Annotated in this window: 13 protein-coding genes; 7 read left to right on the top strand and 6 right to left on the bottom strand. The window is 67.4% G+C overall.

Features of this window, described 5'->3' with window-relative positions; genetic code table 11:
• Window positions 1-142 precede the first annotated feature (142 nt).
• The 4 genes from PJW05_RS24080 to PJW05_RS24065 all read left to right on the top strand — a co-directional run bounded on the left by PJW05_RS24080 (window position 143) and on the right by PJW05_RS24065 (window position 7,973).
• A complete protein-coding gene (locus tag PJW05_RS24080; RefSeq protein WP_271409448.1) occupies window positions 143-3,430 on the top strand; it encodes a transglutaminase family protein in 3,288 nt (1,095 codons plus the stop codon).
• A gap of 92 nt (window positions 3,431-3,522) precedes the next feature.
• Window positions 3,523-6,021, top strand: coding sequence for a circularly permuted type 2 ATP-grasp protein (locus PJW05_RS24075; protein WP_271409447.1), 2,499 nt, complete (start codon window positions 3,523-3,525; stop codon window positions 6,019-6,021).
• Window positions 6,021-6,956 (top strand): transglutaminase family protein, encoded by a 936-nt coding sequence (locus tag PJW05_RS24070; protein WP_271409446.1) that lies wholly within the window; start codon window positions 6,021-6,023, stop codon window positions 6,954-6,956. Before PJW05_RS24075 ends, PJW05_RS24070 begins: the two co-directional genes overlap by 1 nt.
• Window positions 6,957-7,124: 168 nt before the next feature.
• Complete coding sequence (locus tag PJW05_RS24065; RefSeq protein ID WP_271409445.1) at window positions 7,125-7,973, top strand: mechanosensitive ion channel family protein; 849 nt, start codon at window positions 7,125-7,127, stop codon at window positions 7,971-7,973.
• Between the two features lie 146 nt (window positions 7,974-8,119).
• Here PJW05_RS24065 and PJW05_RS24060 read toward each other — a convergent pair whose 3' ends face one another.
• The 4 genes from PJW05_RS24060 to PJW05_RS24045 all read right to left on the bottom strand — a co-directional run bounded on the left by PJW05_RS24060 (window position 8,120) and on the right by PJW05_RS24045 (window position 10,455).
• Window positions 8,120-8,566 (bottom strand): GNAT family N-acetyltransferase, encoded by a 447-nt coding sequence (locus PJW05_RS24060; protein WP_271409444.1) that lies wholly within the window; start codon window positions 8,564-8,566, stop codon window positions 8,120-8,122.
• Window positions 8,567-8,571: 5 nt separating this feature from the next.
• Window positions 8,572-8,943, bottom strand: a complete 372-nt coding sequence (locus PJW05_RS24055) for a thiol-disulfide oxidoreductase DCC family protein (protein ID WP_271409443.1) — start codon at window positions 8,941-8,943, stop codon at window positions 8,572-8,574.
• Window positions 8,944-8,994: 51 nt separating this feature from the next.
• Window positions 8,995-9,582: a TIGR00730 family Rossman fold protein gene (locus tag PJW05_RS24050; RefSeq protein ID WP_271409442.1), complete on the bottom strand. Its 588-nt coding sequence runs from the start codon at window positions 9,580-9,582 to the stop codon at window positions 8,995-8,997.
• A gap of 249 nt (window positions 9,583-9,831) precedes the next feature.
• The gene (locus PJW05_RS24045; RefSeq protein ID WP_271409441.1) at window positions 9,832-10,455 is read right to left on the bottom strand and encodes a LysE family transporter; all 624 of its coding nucleotides are present in this window, start codon (window positions 10,453-10,455) and stop codon (window positions 9,832-9,834) included.
• Window positions 10,456-10,577: 122 nt separating this feature from the next.
• Between PJW05_RS24045 and azu the strand changes: the two genes are divergently transcribed.
• Entirely contained in the window at window positions 10,578-11,027 is a 450-nt protein-coding gene (gene azu, locus PJW05_RS24040) for an azurin (RefSeq protein ID WP_271409440.1), read from the top strand.
• Window positions 11,028-11,198: 171 nt separating this feature from the next.
• On the opposite strand, the gene PJW05_RS24035 is transcribed toward azu, so the two are convergent.
• On the bottom strand, window positions 11,199-12,221 hold the full coding sequence (locus PJW05_RS24035) for a DUF1338 domain-containing protein (protein WP_271409439.1): 1,023 nt from the start codon (window positions 12,219-12,221) through the stop codon (window positions 11,199-11,201).
• 244 nt (window positions 12,222-12,465) lie between these two features.
• On the bottom strand, window positions 12,466-13,359 hold the full coding sequence (locus tag PJW05_RS24030) for a LysR family transcriptional regulator (protein WP_271409438.1): 894 nt from the start codon (window positions 13,357-13,359) through the stop codon (window positions 12,466-12,468).
• Between the two features lie 131 nt (window positions 13,360-13,490).
• Between PJW05_RS24030 and amaB the strand changes: the two genes are divergently transcribed.
• On the top strand, window positions 13,491-14,981 hold the full coding sequence (gene amaB, locus PJW05_RS24025; RefSeq protein WP_333908712.1) for an L-piperidine-6-carboxylate dehydrogenase: 1,491 nt from the start codon (window positions 13,491-13,493) through the stop codon (window positions 14,979-14,981).
• Between the two features lie 31 nt (window positions 14,982-15,012).
• Window positions 15,013-16,296, top strand: coding sequence for an L-pipecolate oxidase (gene amaA / locus PJW05_RS24020; protein ID WP_271409437.1), 1,284 nt, complete (start codon window positions 15,013-15,015; stop codon window positions 16,294-16,296).
• Window positions 16,297-16,451 lie beyond the last annotated feature (155 nt).

Here is a 16,451-nt window from a genome sequence, read left to right as displayed (position 1 = left end):
CGATCCATTTTTGTGCGGCGGGTTCATGCGGGTGCACAGGCGGCCCATTTCCGGTGCTCGGAGGGGCTGAAATCGGCGGTTCCGGGGCTGGCACAAGTCTTGCGCGCTTCCCGGCATCGCCCAGGCTCGCAGGAGGCACGCCGTGTCGATCCATGTCGCACTGCATCATGTCACCCACTATCGCTACGATCGTGAGGTCAACCTCGGTCCGCAGGTCATCCGCCTGCGGCCGGCGCCCCACAGCCGCACGCGCATCCTCGGCTACTCGCTGAAGGTGGCGCCGGGCAAGCACTTCATCAACTGGCAGCAGGACCCCCAGGGCAACTACCTGGCACGCCTGGTATTCCCGGAGAAGACCCGGGAAATGAAGGTGGAGGTGGACCTGGTCGCCGAGATGGCGGTGTTCAACCCCTTCGACTTCTTTCTCGAGCCCTACGCCGAGCAGTTTCCCTTCAGCTACACCACCGACGACCAGCGCGAGCTGGCCCCCTACCTGAGCCGCCTGCCGGCCACGCCGCTGTTCGCCGACTACCTGGCGCGCATCGACCTCAGCCCCAAGCGCACAGTGGATTTCCTGGTGGCGCTGAACCAGCAACTGTCGCGGGACATCCGCTACCTGATCCGCATGGAGCCTGGGGTGCAGTCCCCGGAAGAGAGCCTGGAGCTGGCATCCGGTTCCTGCCGCGACTCCGCCTGGCTGCTGGTGCAGTTGGTGCGTCACCTGGGCCTGGCGGCGCGCTTCGTCTCCGGCTACCTGATCCAGCTCACCGCTGACCAGAAATCCCTCGATGGCCCCAGCGGCACCGAGGTGGACTTCACCGACCTGCATGCCTGGTGCGAGGTCTACCTGCCGGGCGCCGGCTGGGTCGGCCTGGACCCGACCTCCGGGCTGTTCGCCGGCGAGGGCCATCTTCCACTGGCCTGCAGCCCGGAGCCCTCGTCGGCGGCACCCATCAGCGGGGCGCTGGACGAATGCGAGTGCGAGTTCGGCCACGAGATGCGCGTCGAGCGCGTCTGGGAAGCGCCCCGCGTGACCAAGCCCTACAGCGAGGAACAGTGGCAGGCGATCCGTGAACTGGGCGCGCGCATCGACGCCGATCTCGTGGCCGGCGACGTGCGCCTGACCATGGGCGGCGAACCCACCTTCATCGCCATCGACTACCCCGACGACCCGGAGTGGAACACCACCGCCCTCGGGCCGAACAAGCGCCTGCTCGCCGCCGACCTGTTCCATCGCCTACGCCGGCACTACGCCCCCCAGGGCCTGGTGCATTTCGGCCAGGGCAAGTGGTACCCCGGCGAGCAACTGCCGCGCTGGTCGCTCAACTGCTACTGGCGGCGCGACGGCGAGCCCCTCTGGCAGGACCCACGGCTCTACGCTGACGAAACCCGTGGGTACGGTGCCGACGTCCGCCTGGCCGCGCGCTTCCTCGGTCGCGTGGCCAGCCGCCTGGGGGTCTCGGGCGAACACCAGTTCCCGGCCTTCGAGGACTGGTTCTACTACCTCTGGCGCGAGCGCAAGCTGCCCGCCAACGTCACCCCGGAAGACGCCCGCCTGGCCGACCCGCTGGAGCGTGAGCGCTTGCGTCGCGTGTTCGAGCGCGGTCTGGGCGAGGTGGTGGGTCAGGTGCTGCCCCTGGCGCGCAGTGCGGCGGGGGATGCCTGGGAAAGTGGCCGCTGGTTCCTGCGCGACGAGCACTGCCGGCTGATACCCGGTGATTCGCCACTGGGCTATCGCCTGCCGCTGGATTCCCAGCCCTGGGTCAGCGAGGCCGACTACCCCTATGTCAATCCGGCCGATCCCAGCCAGGGCTTCCCGCCGCTGCGGCGGGCTGCGTTGATCCGCCAGCAACTGCGCGATGGCGCGCCCGGCGAGCGTTACGCCGAGCGCGAACCGGGCCTGCACGAGTCCGCCGCCGGCATCACCCGCACCGCCCTCTGCGCCGAGCCGCGCGAGGGCCGGCTGTACCTCTTCATGCCGCCACTCTCCGAGCTGGAGGCGTACCTGGAACTGGTGGCCGCCATCGAAGCCACCGCCGGCGAGCTGGATTGCCCGGTGCTGCTGGAAGGCTACGAGCCGCCCAGCGACCCGCGCCTGGTAAATTTCCGCGTCACGCCCGATCCGGGGGTGATCGAGGTGAACATCCACCCTTCGGCCAACTGGGACGAACTGGTGGAGCGCACCGAATTCCTCTACGAGGCGGCGCGGCGGAGCCGACTGTCCAGCGAAAAGTTCATGGTGGATGGCCGCCATGTCGGCACCGGCGGCGGCAATCACTTCGTCCTCGGCGGCGCCACGCCGGCGGACTCGCCGTTCCTGCGCCGGCCCGACCTGCTGCGCAGCCTGATCAGCTACTGGCACAACCACCCGTCGCTGTCCTACCTGTTCTCCGGCCTGTTCATCGGCCCCACTTCCCAGGCGCCGCGGGTGGACGAGGCGCGCAACGACGCGCTCTACGAACTGGAGGTCGCCTTTGCCCAGATGCCCGAGCCCGGCACCGACTGCCCGCCCTGGCTGGTGGACCGGCTGCTGCGCAACCTGCTGGTGGATGTCACCGGCAACACCCACCGCGCGGAGTTCTGCATCGACAAGCTCTACTCGCCGGACAGCAGCAGCGGCCGCCTCGGCCTGCTGGAGCTGCGTGCCTTCGAGATGCCGCCCCATGCGCGCATGAGCCTGGCCCAGCAACTGCTGCTGCGCGGGATGGTGGCGCGCTTCTGGAACGAGCCTTACCAGCCGCCCAAGCTGGTGCGCTGGGGCACGGCGTTGCATGACCGTTTCCTGCTGCCGCACTTCGTCCAGCAGGACTTCGAGGACGTGGTCCATGAATTCAACGCTGCCGGCTACCCGCTGCGCAGCGAGTGGTTCGCGCCGCACTTCGAATTCCGCTTCCCCAAGTACGGCGACTACCAGGTCAAGGGCATCGACCTGGAGCTGCGCCAGGCCCTGGAACCCTGGCACGTGCTGGGGGAGGAGGGCGGCAACGGCGGCAACGTGCGTTACGTCGACTCCTCCCTGGAGCGGGTGCAGGTGAAGGTCAACGGCATGGCGCCGGACCGCTACGTGCTCACCTGCAATGGCCAGCCGGTGCCGTTGCGGCCCACCGGACGGGGCGGTGAGTTCGTCGCCGGGGTGCGCTACCGCGCCTGGCAGCCGGCCTCCTGCCTGCAACCCACCATTGGCGTGCAGGCGCCGCTGGTGTTCGACCTGGTGGATACCTGGATGCAGCGCTCGCTGGGGGGTTGCCAGTATCATGTCGCCCACCCCGGCGGACGTAGCTACGACAGCTTCCCGGTGAACGCCTACGAGGCCGAGAGCCGCCGCCTGGCGCGCTTCTTCCGCCATGGGCACACGCCGGGCAAGCAGCAGGTCGGCGCTCCGCGGGTCGACGATGAATTGCCCATGACCCTGGACCTGCGCCGCCGTTAGGCGGCGCACGGCGCGTCCCGGTCGCCTTTGCGGCTCCCTGTGGCCCCGCGGTCCGCTACAGTTTCCCTGCTGCCCATCTGCCGAGTTCCTCGATGTCCGAGCTGCTAGCCCATTACCCCCTGACCGCCACGGCCTACCACGAACTGATGGATGCTGACGGCCAGGTACGGCCGCATTGGCAACGCCTGTTCCAGCAACTGGAGCGCAGCAACCCGGCGCAGATGCGCCAGCGCCAGGAGCTGCTGGTGCGGCAGATCCAGGAAAATGGTGTCACCTACAACGTCTATGCCGACCCCAAGGGCACCGACCGCCCTTGGGAGCTGGACCTGTTGCCCAACCTGCTATCGGCCGAGGAGTGGCAACCCATCGCCGCCGGCGTGGCCCAGCGAGCGCGCTTGCTCAACGCGGTGCTCGCCGACCTCTATGGCGAGCAGCACCTGCTGGCCGAAGGGCTGTTGCCCAGCGAACTGGTCTACGGCCATCCGAACTTTCTCTGGCCCTGCCAGGGCCTGCGCCCGGCCGGCGGCATCTTCCTGCACAGCTACGCGGCGGACCTGGCCCGCGATGCCGACGGCCGCTGGCATGTGCTGGCCGACCGCACCCAGGCGCCGTCCGGCGCCGGCTATACCCTGGAAAACCGGCAGATCGTCTCCCGCGCCCTGCCGGAGCTCTACCGCGACCTGCGGGTGCAGTACCTGGCCGGCTATTTCCGCACCCTGCAGGAAACCCTGATCCGCCAGGCCCCCAGCGATGGCGAGACGCCGCTGGTGGTGCTGCTGACGCCGGGGCGCTTCAACGAAACCTATTTCGAGCACCTCTACCTGGCCCGCCAGCTCGGCTTCCCGCTGGTGGAAGGTCACGACCTGACGGTGCGCGACGCCACCCTCTACCTCAAGACCCTGGGCGGATTGAAGCGCGTCCACGCCGTGCTGCGCCGCCTCGACGACGACTACTGCGACCCCCTGGAGCTGCGCACCGACTCGGCCCTGGGCGTGCCCGGCCTGCTGGATGCTGTGCGTCGGGGCCGGGTGCTGGTGGCCAACGCCCTGGGCAGCGGCGTGCTGGAGTCGCCGGGCCTGCTCGGTTTCCTGCCACGGGTCAGCCAGCGCCTGCTGGGCGAGGAACTGCTGCTGCCCACCGTCGGCACCTGGTGGTGTGGCACCGGGCAGGGGGTGGGCAAGTCCCTGGAAGAGCTGGCCGGGCTGGTGATCAAACCGGCCTTTCCCAGCCAGAGCTTCGAACCGCTGTTCGGCCATGCCCTGGAAGATGGCGCGCTGCTGGCCCTGCGCAAACGCCTGCAGGCTCATCCCCATGCCTATGTCGCCCAGCGCATGGCGCAGCTGTCCCAGGCGCCGGTGTGGCAGGACGGCGCGGACGGCGGCGAACTGCATTCGCGGGCCATCGGCATGCGCGTGTTCGCCGTGGCTGGCAGCGACGGGCGCTACTGGGTGATGCCCGGCGGACTGACGCGGGTCGCTTCGGCGGCGGATGCCGAAGTGGTGTCCATGCAGCGCGGCGGGGCGAGCAAGGACACCTGGGTGCTGGCCGACCGCCCGGTGGTGGGCGAGCCGCTGCGCCCGCGCACCCTCGGCGCGCGCGACCTGATCCGCCAGGACCCCTACCTGCCATCGCGGGTGGTGGAGAACCTCTACTGGTTCGGCCGTTACGGCGAGCGTTGCGATGACGGCGCCCGCCTGTTGCGGGTGGTGCTGTCGCGCTACGTGGATGCCGACGGCGACGAGCCGGCGCTGCAATCGGCGCTGCAGCTGGCCCAGGCCGTCGGCCTGGTGCCGCGCGGCAGCGAGCCGCTGGAACAGCGCCTGCTGGCGGCGCTGCTGGACGACGAGTGGCCCAGCAGCGTCAGCGCCAACCTGCGCCGTCTGCACTGGACGGCGGCCCAGGTGCGCGGGCGCCTGTCGCAGGAAAACTGGCACGCGGTACAGGAACTGCACCGCGAGGCGCAGGCCCTGGACCCGAAGCGCACCGATCTGGGCGAGGCCCTGGAATTCCTCAGCCGCCTGCTGATGTCCCTGGCCGCGCTGTCTGGCTTCGCCCTGGACGACATGACCCGCGACGACGGCTGGCGCTTCCTGATGATCGGCCGGCGCATCGAACGGGTGCAGTTCTACGCCGATGCCATCGCCGGCTTCCTCGAAGGCGATGCCGCCTGGGACTCGATTGGCCTGGAGTGGCTGCTGGAGCTGGGCAACAGCACCATCACCTACCGGTCGCGCTACCTGGCGTCGCCGCAACTGATCCCGGTGCTCGACCTGCTCCTGCTGCACGACCAGAACCCCCATGCCCTGCGCTTCCAGTTGCAGGCCCTGGAGCGTTCCCTCGGCCACCTGCAACAGGAATTCGGCGCGCCCCAGGAGCTGGCCCTGAGCGGGCTGATCGGGCGCCTGCTGGCCTTCGACCTGGCCACCCTGGAAGACCCGCTGTTCGGCGCCGAAAGCCTGGCCGAGGTCCTGGCCGGGCTGGCCGGACTGCTGCGGGAAATCGCACAGAACGTCGGACAAGTCTCCGACCGCCTCGGATTGCGCTATTTTGCCCACGTCGACGACGTCAGCCAGCAAACGGTATCCACCTGATGCGCGCGCAAGCCCACTCCATCGCTCCCGTGCAGGGCGCCCGCTACCAGGTGCTCCACGACACCCACTACCGCTATTCGGCGCCGGTGTCGCTGTCCCAGCAACTGGTGCACTTGTGGCCGCGCGACTGCCCCTGGCAGTTGTGCAGCGGCCGGCAACTGTTGATCGACCCCGAGCCCACCCAGCGCCAGGACCTCCTGGACGTGTTCGGCAACCCATTGACGCGCCTGGCCTTCGAGCGCCCCCACGATGAGCTGCAGGTGAATGCCCGCCTGCAGGTCGAGGTGCTGCCCCACGTCCCGCCGGACCTGGCCGCATCGCCGGCCTGGGAGCAGGTGCCGGCCAGCCTGGCCTACACCGGCCGGGCCCTGACGCCCCTCGAACTGGAAGCCTGCCGCTACCGGGTGGAGTCGCCCTATGTACGGATCAAGCGCCAGTTCGCCGAATTCGCCAGCGCCTGCTTCCCCGCCGGCCGGCCGCTGCTGCAGGGCACGGCGGCGCTGATGGAGAAAATCTTCAGCGAATTCGCCTTCGACGCCGAGGCTACCCAGGTGGCGACGCCCCTTACCGAAGTGTTGGAGCGGCGCCGCGGCGTCTGTCAGGACTTCGCCCACCTCATGCTTGCCTGCCTGCGTTCGCGCGGGCTGGCGGCGCGCTACGTCAGCGGCTACCTGCTGACCCAGCCCCCCCCCGGACAACCGCGCCTGGTCGGCGCCGACGCCTCCCACGCCTGGGTCTCGGTGTATTGCCCGCAGAACGGCTGGGTGGACTTCGATCCCACCAACAACATCCTGCCCAACCTGGAGCACATCACCCTGGCCTGGGGGCGGGATTTCTCGGATGTCTCGCCCCTGCGCGGGGTCATCCTCGGCGGCGGCAGCCACGACCCCGACGTGCGGGTCACCGTCATGCCGCTCTGGGAACTCGCCATCTGATGCTCTTGTAGGTGCAGATCGAAGCGAAGCCCAACGTGGTGTGCCGTCTCAGGCTCGAATCGTTGGGTTTCGTACCTCTACCCATCCTACGGAACCGTGCCGGACAGGCACTTCGCGGGGACCGTGCTAGCTTTTTCCGGGCCACTTCTCTCCTGCAGGTGCTTCGCCATGGATGAAACAACCATCGTCAATGTGGGGACCGAGAAGGTCAGCGCGTTCATGACGACCGTCATGCAGTACGCCACCACCTTCGGCATCAAGATTCTCGCGGCCATTGCCTTCTGGGTCGTCGGCCGCTGGCTGATCGGCTTCGCCGTCGGGCTGGTGCAGCGATCCCTGGAGCGGCAGAAGGTCGACCCGACCGTGCTGCGCTACGTCGGCTCCTTCATCACCGTGACCCTGAACGTCCTCCTGGTGGTGGGCATCCTCGGCTACTTCGGCATCCAGACCACCAGCCTGGCGGCGGTGATCGCGGCGGTCGGCCTGGCCATCGGCATGGCCTGGTCGGGGTTGCTGGCGAACCTGGCGGCCGGCGGTTTCATCATTGTCCTGCGGCCGTTCAAGGTGGGCGACTTCATCAGCGCCGGCGGCGTGACCGGCACGGTGAGGGAGATCGGCCTGTTCGCCACCGCCATCAACACCCCGGACAACGTGATGACCCTGGTGGGCAACAACAAGATCTTCAGCGACACCATCCAGAACTTCAGCCACAACGAGTTCCGTCGCGTGGAGCTGAAGGCCCAGCTGTCCGGCGCCGCCGACTGGCAGGCCGCCGCGGCCCTGCTCAAGGAGCGCATCACCGCCATCCCCAACGTCCTCGCCACCCCGCCGGTGGACGTGGAAATCCTCGAGTTCAACCTGGTGGGACCGGTGCTGGCGGTGCGCCCCTATTGCCACAACGACCACTACTGGCAGGTGTATTTCGACACCAACCGGGTGATCAAGGAGGCGCTGGGCACCGACTTCCCGGCGCCGATGCCGGCCCAGACCATCATCGTGCAGCAGCCGGCCCCGTAGGTTGGGCACAATCGGCTCCCTCTCCCTCCGGGAGAGGGTTGGGGTGAGGGGGGCCGGCATCTGCACGGTATTCGAGGGGCCGCTCTGCGAGCTGCTTCGCGAATGAATTCGCTCCTACAACCCCCTCTTCCTTCAGGGTACGGCCGTCAGGCCAGACGCAGATGCAGGATCGGGAACGGCTTGCCCAGGCCATCCACTTCCGAGCGGTCGTACTGGCCGAACCCCAGGTGCAGGTAGAAACCCACCGCCTGAGTGTTCTGCTCGTTGACGTCCACCTGGCTCGCACCCTCGGCCAGGGCGTGCTCCATCAATGCGCGGCCGATGCCCCGGCCATGACGGGCGGGGTCGACGAAGAGCATCTCCACCTTGTCCTCGACGCGTCCGACGAAGCCGGCGATGCGGCCTTCGCCGTCCCGCAGGCAGGCCAGGCGCACCGAATCCAGGTAGGCATCGCGTACCAGGGGACGGAAGAACTGGATGTCGTCCTCGGAAAGGAAATGGTGGGTGGCGCGCACGGCGCTTTCCCAGACCTCCACCAGGCGCTGGCGGTCGGTGGGAGAGAGGGTAGTCAGGTGTTCAATCGGGGTGGTCATTCCATTCACCAGTGATGCTTGGCCCTGTTCCAGCGGTAGAGCAGCCGGGCGAAGGCCTTGTAGGCCAGTTGCGCCAGGCCGTGGACCAGCGGCAGGGAAAACAGCCGGGCCTTCCAGTGCTCTTCCGGCGAATGCCGCCAGAGGACGATGAAGGCATCCAGCCCCATGCGCTTGATGCTCTGTTCGTCCATCAGGTGCAGGCGCTCGCGGACGTACTCCAGGCTCTCGCCGATCTCCGCCACCGCACCATTGTCCAGGTGGATGTCGGTCCACTCCACCTGGCAGGCGGTGGTCTTGCCTTTCTGGCCTTCGATCCCGGCTTTGCACACCGGGCAGGCGCTGTTGTAGTAGACCTTGATCCGCTCACGGCCCGCCATGGAGCATCCTCCCTGGACTGTTTCTGTTTCCAGACAGTCTAGCGAGAGCGATCAGTGCGGCTTGCGGTCGACCCACTTGGGCGCGCTGGAGGGGCGCCAGGCTTCCAGGCGGTCCAGCAGGGTTTCCGGGTGGCCGCCGACCTGCAGCATGCCGCGGTGCTGGTCGCGGACGAAGCGCTCTTCCACCAGGTGGTCGAGAAAGTCGGTGAGCTTGTCGTAGAAGCTGTTCACCTCCAGCAGGCCCAGTGGCTTGCTGTGGTAGCCCAGCTGGCCCCAGGTCCAGACTTCGAACAGCTCTTCCAGGGTGCCGAGGCCGCCGGGCAGGGCGATGAAGGCGTCCGACAACTCGGCCATGCGCGCCTTGCGCGCGTGCATGCCGTCCACCACTTCCAGGCGGCTCAGGCCTTTGTGACCGATTTCGGCGTCCATCAGGCTCTGCGGAATCACGCCGATGACCTCGCCGCCGGCGGCCAGGGCCGCGTCAGCCACGGTGCCCATCAGGCCCACCGCGCCACCACCGTAGACCAGGGTGATGCCGCGTTCGGCCAGGGTGTGCCCCAGGAGGGCGGCGGCTTCACGGTAGATCGGCTTGGCGCCAGGGCTGGCGCCGCAGAACACGCAGACGGAACGCAAGGACATGGGGGACTCCCGGTGCGAAAAAGCGCGCAAGAGTACCGATTTCGCCGCTGGGCTCCAAGCCGTACGGCGGGTCAGCTTCCGAACGGTCGGCGGCGGAGTCAGTCGGCGGACGCACCGCAGGCCCCGGCGCTATAGGCGGCGAGCAAGCTTTGCAGGAAGTTCATGGCGCATCTCCTTGTGGATGAATGACGCCATGCTAAAGCGGCCCCCGACACGCCGCCCGTTGATTGTCTCGATGAGTCCGATAGCTCAGGCCAACTTGAGCAGCTCTGCCGCCGTCATCCCCGACAGCCCCAACAGGCATAGACCGCAGGCCAGGTAGGTGAGGCGGTGCCAGAGAGTCGATGCCGCGCGGCGGAACCAGTCCACCAGGCCGGCACAGATGAAGCACCAGAGCAGCGACGACAGCATGAAGCCGCTGAAGAACACCGCGAGGTGGGTGGGCGTCGGCTCGGCCACGCCGACGGCCGCCATCGCGCCACCCATGGCGGCCCAATAGACGATGTTCTGCGGGTTGGTCAGCGACAGCGCCGCGCCTGAGGCGAAAGCGCCGCCGCTGACGCCGGTGTCCTCGCTGGCGGGTTGCGGCGGGCGATGGGCGTCGCGCAGGGACTGCAGGCCGAGCCAGCCGAGGTAAAGCGCGCTGGCGATGGTCAGCGGGTAACGCACGGTGGCGCTGTCCAGCAACAGGGCGAGGCCGGTGAGGCCCAGGGCGGCCCAGGTGGCGTCGCCCACCAGGGAGCCGATCTGTACCATCAGCGCCGGCTGGTAGCCGTCACGCAGGCCGCGCCGCAGGGTTTCGCTGAAAACCGCGCCGGGCGCCGCATTGAACACGAATCCGAGCAGCATGGCGGCGATGAAGAAGGACAACATGGCGCGTGAAACTCCTTGTTTCAGACAGGTTGCGGCCCGTTGCCGCAGGTGATGGGAACTCGCCACCAATTCGTGCAGTCTCCCAACGTGGGCCTTCCGCCCATTCCGCCAAGGAGACTCCCATGATTCGCAAGCTCGTCGTTGCATCCCTTCTGGCCCTGGCCAGTGCACCTCTGCTGGCTGCCGAATGTACCGTGGATGTACAAGGCACTGACCAGATGACGTTCGATACCAAAGAGATCAAGGTCAGCAAGAGTTGCAAGACCTTCACCGTGAACCTCAAGCACACCGGCACCCTGGCCAAGAACGTAATGGGTCACAACTGGGTGCTGAGCAAGACCGCCGATGCCCAGGCTATCGCCACCGAAGGCATGGCCGTGGGCCTCGACAAGGGCTACCTCAACGTCGACGACCCGCGCATCATTGCACACACCAAGATGATCGGCGGCGGCGAGAGCGACAGCGTGACGTTCGATGTGTCCAAGCTGGCCGCTGGTGAAAGCTACGAGTTCTTCTGCTCCTTCCCGGGGCACGTGTCGATGATGAAAGGCACCCTGGCCCTGGTCGACTGACCCCAGGCGAATGCAAAAGGGCCGCTCCGTGAAGCGGCCTTTTTGTATGTCCCATGCTCTGTGGGCTTCCCGTGTGTGGCGCTTTCAATCGCAAGTCGACGGACGCCCACGGCTGCGTGATGGGTTTCGCTTCGCTCTACGCCATCCTACGAATCCAGGCCGGAATCGCTCCTACGAGTTGCCCGCTGTCATCTTGAAAATGCCCTGGGCGTTGCTGCTGTCGAAGTTCAGGTCGAGGCGGGAAGTGTCCGGGTCGATCTCGCGCTGGATGAATTCGACGAAGGAGCCCGGTACTTCGCGCTGGACGATCTGCCCCTGGGCGTCGACGAAGTCCCGCTGCACCTGCACCGCGCGGTAGGCCGTCTGCTTCACCCGGCCGGAGGCGGAAACCTCGATGCTGGCCTTCATCGGCCGGCCCTTGGCGTTCTGCTCGTCTACCACCGCCTGCAAGTCGGCGACGCGGTCGGTGAGGTGGTTGAACATGTTGCCCTCGGTGGCGATCCAGGCCATCTCCACGCTTTCCTCGCGCAGCGTCGCGTAGTCCTGTTCCCGCACCAGACCGTGCTGGCGGTCGAACGCGCGATGCAGTGCCGGCAGCAGGTGCAGGGCCTCGGCATAGCTGCACTGGCGCTGGCGCCAGAGGGTGTCGAGGATGGCCTTGTGGCCGGTGTCCAGCGGGTCACGGCTGTCGCCTACCACGCGGCTCACCGCCAGTTGGAAGCTTTCGCTGAAACGCCCCGGATGCAGCTCGGAAACGAAAAACTGGGCGATCTCCTCGGGAAGGTCCATCTGCCGGTAGGCGTAGCCGGTCATCTTCAGCCGGGTCAGTGGATAGGTGCGCACGTCGGCGAAGCCCAGCGGTTCCAGCAGACGGGCGAAGGCCTGGCGGCCACGGGGCAGGGCGCCGTTGTCCGGCCAGTCGACGGTGCGGATGGCGCCATGGTCGAACAGCACCCGGCGACCCCTGGCCTGCTGCTCTTCCACATAGGTATGACCTGTGGGCACGGCCTCCACCAGCTTGTGGAACAGGCACAGGTTCAGCGCCTCGGCCAGCCAGGCACGATGCACGGCGCTTTCGCCGATGGGAAAGGCGGACAGGCCGGCGGGAACTTCCACATGGGCTTCGACCCAGCGGGCGGCGGGTTCGCCGATCACACTGGCGACCAGGGTAAACAGGCGCTCGTTGGCAGACATGAAGCGATTCCGGGTGACAAGGAAAGGTGAGCCTATCCAAGCAGCCCGGCGGCCTCGGGGCAAACGAAAAAAACCGGCAGATTCATTCCGTTTTTTCCTGAAACCCGAGGTTCCAGGACGAGGTGTGGGCGCGAATTCATTCGCGATGTGGGCCAACGGGCCGCTCCGCGGCCCTTCGCGAATGAATTCGCTCCTACAGAAAAGACGTCCGCAAATGTCCTGCGAGGGCCACGCTCGGTCCCGGTCATTCCCGATCCATCTGCTCCAGCATCCAGCGCACGAAATCGCGCACCTTGGGCACTTCCGCCGCGTGCTCGGGGTAGGCCAGGTAGTAGGCGTTGCGGCTCGGCATGGGGTGGTCCCAGGGGATCACCAGCTTGCCTTCGGCCAGTTCCTCTTCCACCAAAAAGCGCGGCAGCAGGGCCACGCCGCAGCCGGCCTGGGCGGCGCGGATGCACATGTAGGAGGTATCGAAGCGCGGGCCGTGGTAGCTGTGCTCGGTGTGCCGGTCCTGGCTCTGGAACCACTCGTGCCAGGCCTCGGGGCGGGTGGCGTTCTGCAACAGCACCAGTTCGGTCAACTGGGTGGGTTCGCTGAAGGGCTGCTCCGGCATCACGCCAGGGGCGCAGACCGGCACCACTTCCTCGCTGAACAGGCGGATACATTCGGCGCCGGGCAGGGCGCCGTGGCCGAAGTAGAAGGCCAGGTCGCAGCGGCCCTGCGCCAGGGCATTGGGTTCCAGTTCGTTGCGCAGGTCCAGGTGGACGTTCGGATGACGCAGCCGCCAGCCTTTCAACCGCGGGATCAGCCAGCGTGCGCCGAAGGTGGGCGGCGTGGCCACCCGCAACACTTCGGTGTCGCCGCCGTAGGACAGCATGTAGTGGGTGGACATCTCCACCTGGGCGAGGATCTTGCGCACTTCGGTGAGGTACAGCGAGCCCGCCGGGGTCAGCTGCAGGCGGCGGCGCACGCGGCGGAACAACAGATGCTGGAGCAGTTCTTCGAGCTGCGCCACCTGCTTGCTCACCGCGCTCTGGGTGAGGCTCAGCTCTTCGGACGCGCGGGTGAAACTGAGGTGCCGGGCCACCGCTTCGAAGCATTGCAGGGCGGTAATCGAGGGCATGTGGCGTTTGAGCATCGGGAATTCTCGGGGCGTGCCGGATCATGAATTAACGGAATGATATGTGTCGGAAAGGTCGTTTGTTGGCAAGCCCTTTTCGCGGCTATTACTGAGCGCTCGTGATTCACCGGTACACAACAGGAGTTTCCATGGTTGCCGCACTGCTCGATCGCCTCGGCGTCGATCCGTCTCTCTACCAGCAAGGCGATCACGCCGTTCATTCGCCCATCGACGGCGGCCGCATCGGCACCGTGCGCCTGGAAGGTCCGGCCGAGGTCGAAGCCAAGATCGCCCGCGCCGCAGAGGCCTTCCAGGCCTGGCGCAAGGTGCCGGCGCCGCGTCGCGGCGAACTGATCCGCCAGTACGGCGAAGCGTTGCGCCAATACAAGGCCGAGCTGGGTGAACTGGTGTCCTGGGAAGCCGGCAAGATCACCCAGGAAGGCCTGGGTGAAGTGCAGGAAATGATCGACATCTGCGACTTCGCCGTCGGCCTGTCGCGCCAGCTCTACGGCCTGACCATCGCCTCCGAGCGCCCGGGGCACCACATGCGTGAGACCTGGCATCCGCTGGGCGTGGTGGGGGTGATCAGCGCCTTCAACTTCCCGGTCGCCGTGTGGTCGTGGAACACCGCGCTGGCGCTGGTCTGCGGCAACCCGGTGGTGTGGAAGCCCTCGGAAAAGACCCCGCTCACCGCCCTGGCCTGCCAGGCCCTGTTCGAGCGCGTGGCGAAGAATTTCAGCGAGGCCCCGGCCCACCTCAGCCAGGTGGTGATCGGCGCCCGCGAAGCCGGCGAAGCGCTGGTGGACGACCCGCGCGTGGCCCTGGTCAGCGCCACCGGCAGCACCCGCATGGGCCGCGAAGTGGCGCCCCGCGTGGCGGCGCGCTTCGCCCGCAGCGTGCTGGAGCTGGGCGGCAACAACGCGATGATCCTCGCCCCCAGCGCCGACCTCGACCTGGCCGTGCGCGCCATTCTGTTCAGCGCCGTCGGCACCGCCGGCCAGCGCTGCACCACCCTGCGCCGGCTGATCGCCCATGAGTCGGTGAAGGCGGACATCGTCGCGCGCCTGAAGGCGGCCTACGCCAAAATACGCATCGGCCATCCGCTGGAAGGCAATTTGGTCGGCCCGCTGATCGACAAGCAGAGTTTCGACGGCATGCAGCGCGCCCTGGAACAGGCCCGTGCCGAGGGCGGCACGGTGTTCGGCGGCGAGCGCCAACTGGCCGGGCAGTTCCCCGACGCCTACTACGTGTCCCCGGCCATCGTGGAGATGCCCAGCCAGAGTGCCGTGGTTCGTCATGAAACCTTCGCGCCGATCCTCTATGTGATCGGCTACCAGGACTTCGACGATGCCATCGCCCTCAATAACGCCGTCCCCCAGGGCCTGTCGTCCTGCGTGTTCACCACCGACGTGCGCGAGGCCGAGCTGTTCCAGTCGGCGGTGGGCAGCGATTGCGGCATCGCCAACGTCAACATCGGCCCGAGCGGTGCGGAGATCGGCGGTGCCTTCGGGGGCGAGAAGGAAACCGGCGGTGGCCGCGAATCCGGCTCGGACGCCTGGAAGGCCTACATGCGCCGCCAGACCAACACGGTGAACTACTCCCACGAATTGCCGCTGGCCCAGGGCATCACCTTCGACTGAATCGTAAACAGATTCTTAAGGACTGCATGCGATGACCCTGCGCCAGGAGTGCCTCTGGGAGTATCTGACGCCACGACCGCCGGAAAGCCCCGTGCTACGCGGCGAAGTCAGGGTGGATGTGTGCGTGATCGGCGCCGGCTTCACCGGCCTTTCCGCTGCGCTGCACCTGTTGGAGGCGGGCAAGCGCGTCTGTCTGCTGGACGCCCACAGCGCCGGTCACGGCGGCTCCGGGCGCAACGTCGGGCTGGTCAACGCCGGCCTGTGGATTCCGCCAGACGAGATCGAGGCGGGCCTCGGCCGCACCGTCGGCGAGCGCCTCAACCGCACCCTGGGGGCCGCACCTTCGCTGGTGTTCTCCCTGGTGGACCGCTACGGCATCGATTGCCAGCTGCGCCGCGAAGGCACCCTGCACATGGCGCACAACGAACGCGGCCAGGCCGACCTCGCCAGCCGCTGCGAGCAGTGGCAGCGACGTGGCGCACCGGTGGAACTGCTGAGCGGCGCGGCCTGCCGCGAGGCTACAGGTACCGACCGGATCGCCGCCGCGCTGCTCGACCGCCGCGCCGGCACCCTCAACCCCATGGGCTACACCCGTGGCCTGGCCGCTGCGGTGAAACACCTCGGCGGCCAGTTGTTCGAGCACTCCAGGGTCGAGCGTCTCGAGCGCCAGGGCAGCGACTGGTGCGTGGTCACCGAACAGGGTGCGGCCATCGCACCGCAGGTGGTGATCGCCTCCAACGCCTACACCGAAGGCGAGTGGACCGAACTGCGCCGCCACTTCTTCCCCGGTTACTACTACCAGGTGGCCTCCACGCCGCTCTCGGGCGAGGCCGCTGCGCGCATCCTGCCGGGCGGCCAGGGCTCCTGGGATACCCGCCAGGTGCTCAGCAGCATCCGCCGCGACGCCGACGGCCGCCTGCTGCTCGGCAGTCTGGGCAATGGCGCGCGCAAGCCGGCCTGGTTCCTGCGCGCCTGGGCCGACCGCATCCAGCGCCATTACTTCCCCTACCTCGGCAAGCTGGACTGGGAATTCACCTGGACCGGCTGCATCGACTTCACCCCCGATCACCTGATGCGCCTTTATGAACCGGCGCCCGGCCTGCTGGCCTTCACCGGCTACAACGGTCGCGGGGTGACCACCGGCACCGTGGTGGGCAAGGCCTTCGCCGAGTACCTGCTCAGCGGTGACGAGACGGTGCTGCCGATGCCGTTCCAGCCCATGCGCGCGGTGGCGGCGGTGGGGTTGCGCAGTTCGCTCTACGAAGCCGGTTTCTCGCTGTACCACGCAGGCCAGTGCTTGCGCGTCGTGATCTAGCCTGCAAAAAAAATGGTTGCACCGCTTTGAGGCAGTAGGCGTTTTCTTGCAGGATTGAGAGACCAGTAACAGTGCCGTGTGGGAAAAATCGCGCACCAACGATGTGCAAATAAGTACCGCGAGGCTATTGTTACCGCACGTGCTGGCACGCTGAT

Source organism: Pseudomonas sp. Q1-7 (genome assembly GCF_028010285.1).
In the GTDB taxonomy this organism is placed as follows: Bacteria; Pseudomonadota; Gammaproteobacteria; order Pseudomonadales; family Pseudomonadaceae; genus Metapseudomonas.
The sequence above is the reverse complement of the archived record's forward strand: the minus strand, read 5'-3'. Positions and strand labels throughout refer to the sequence as shown.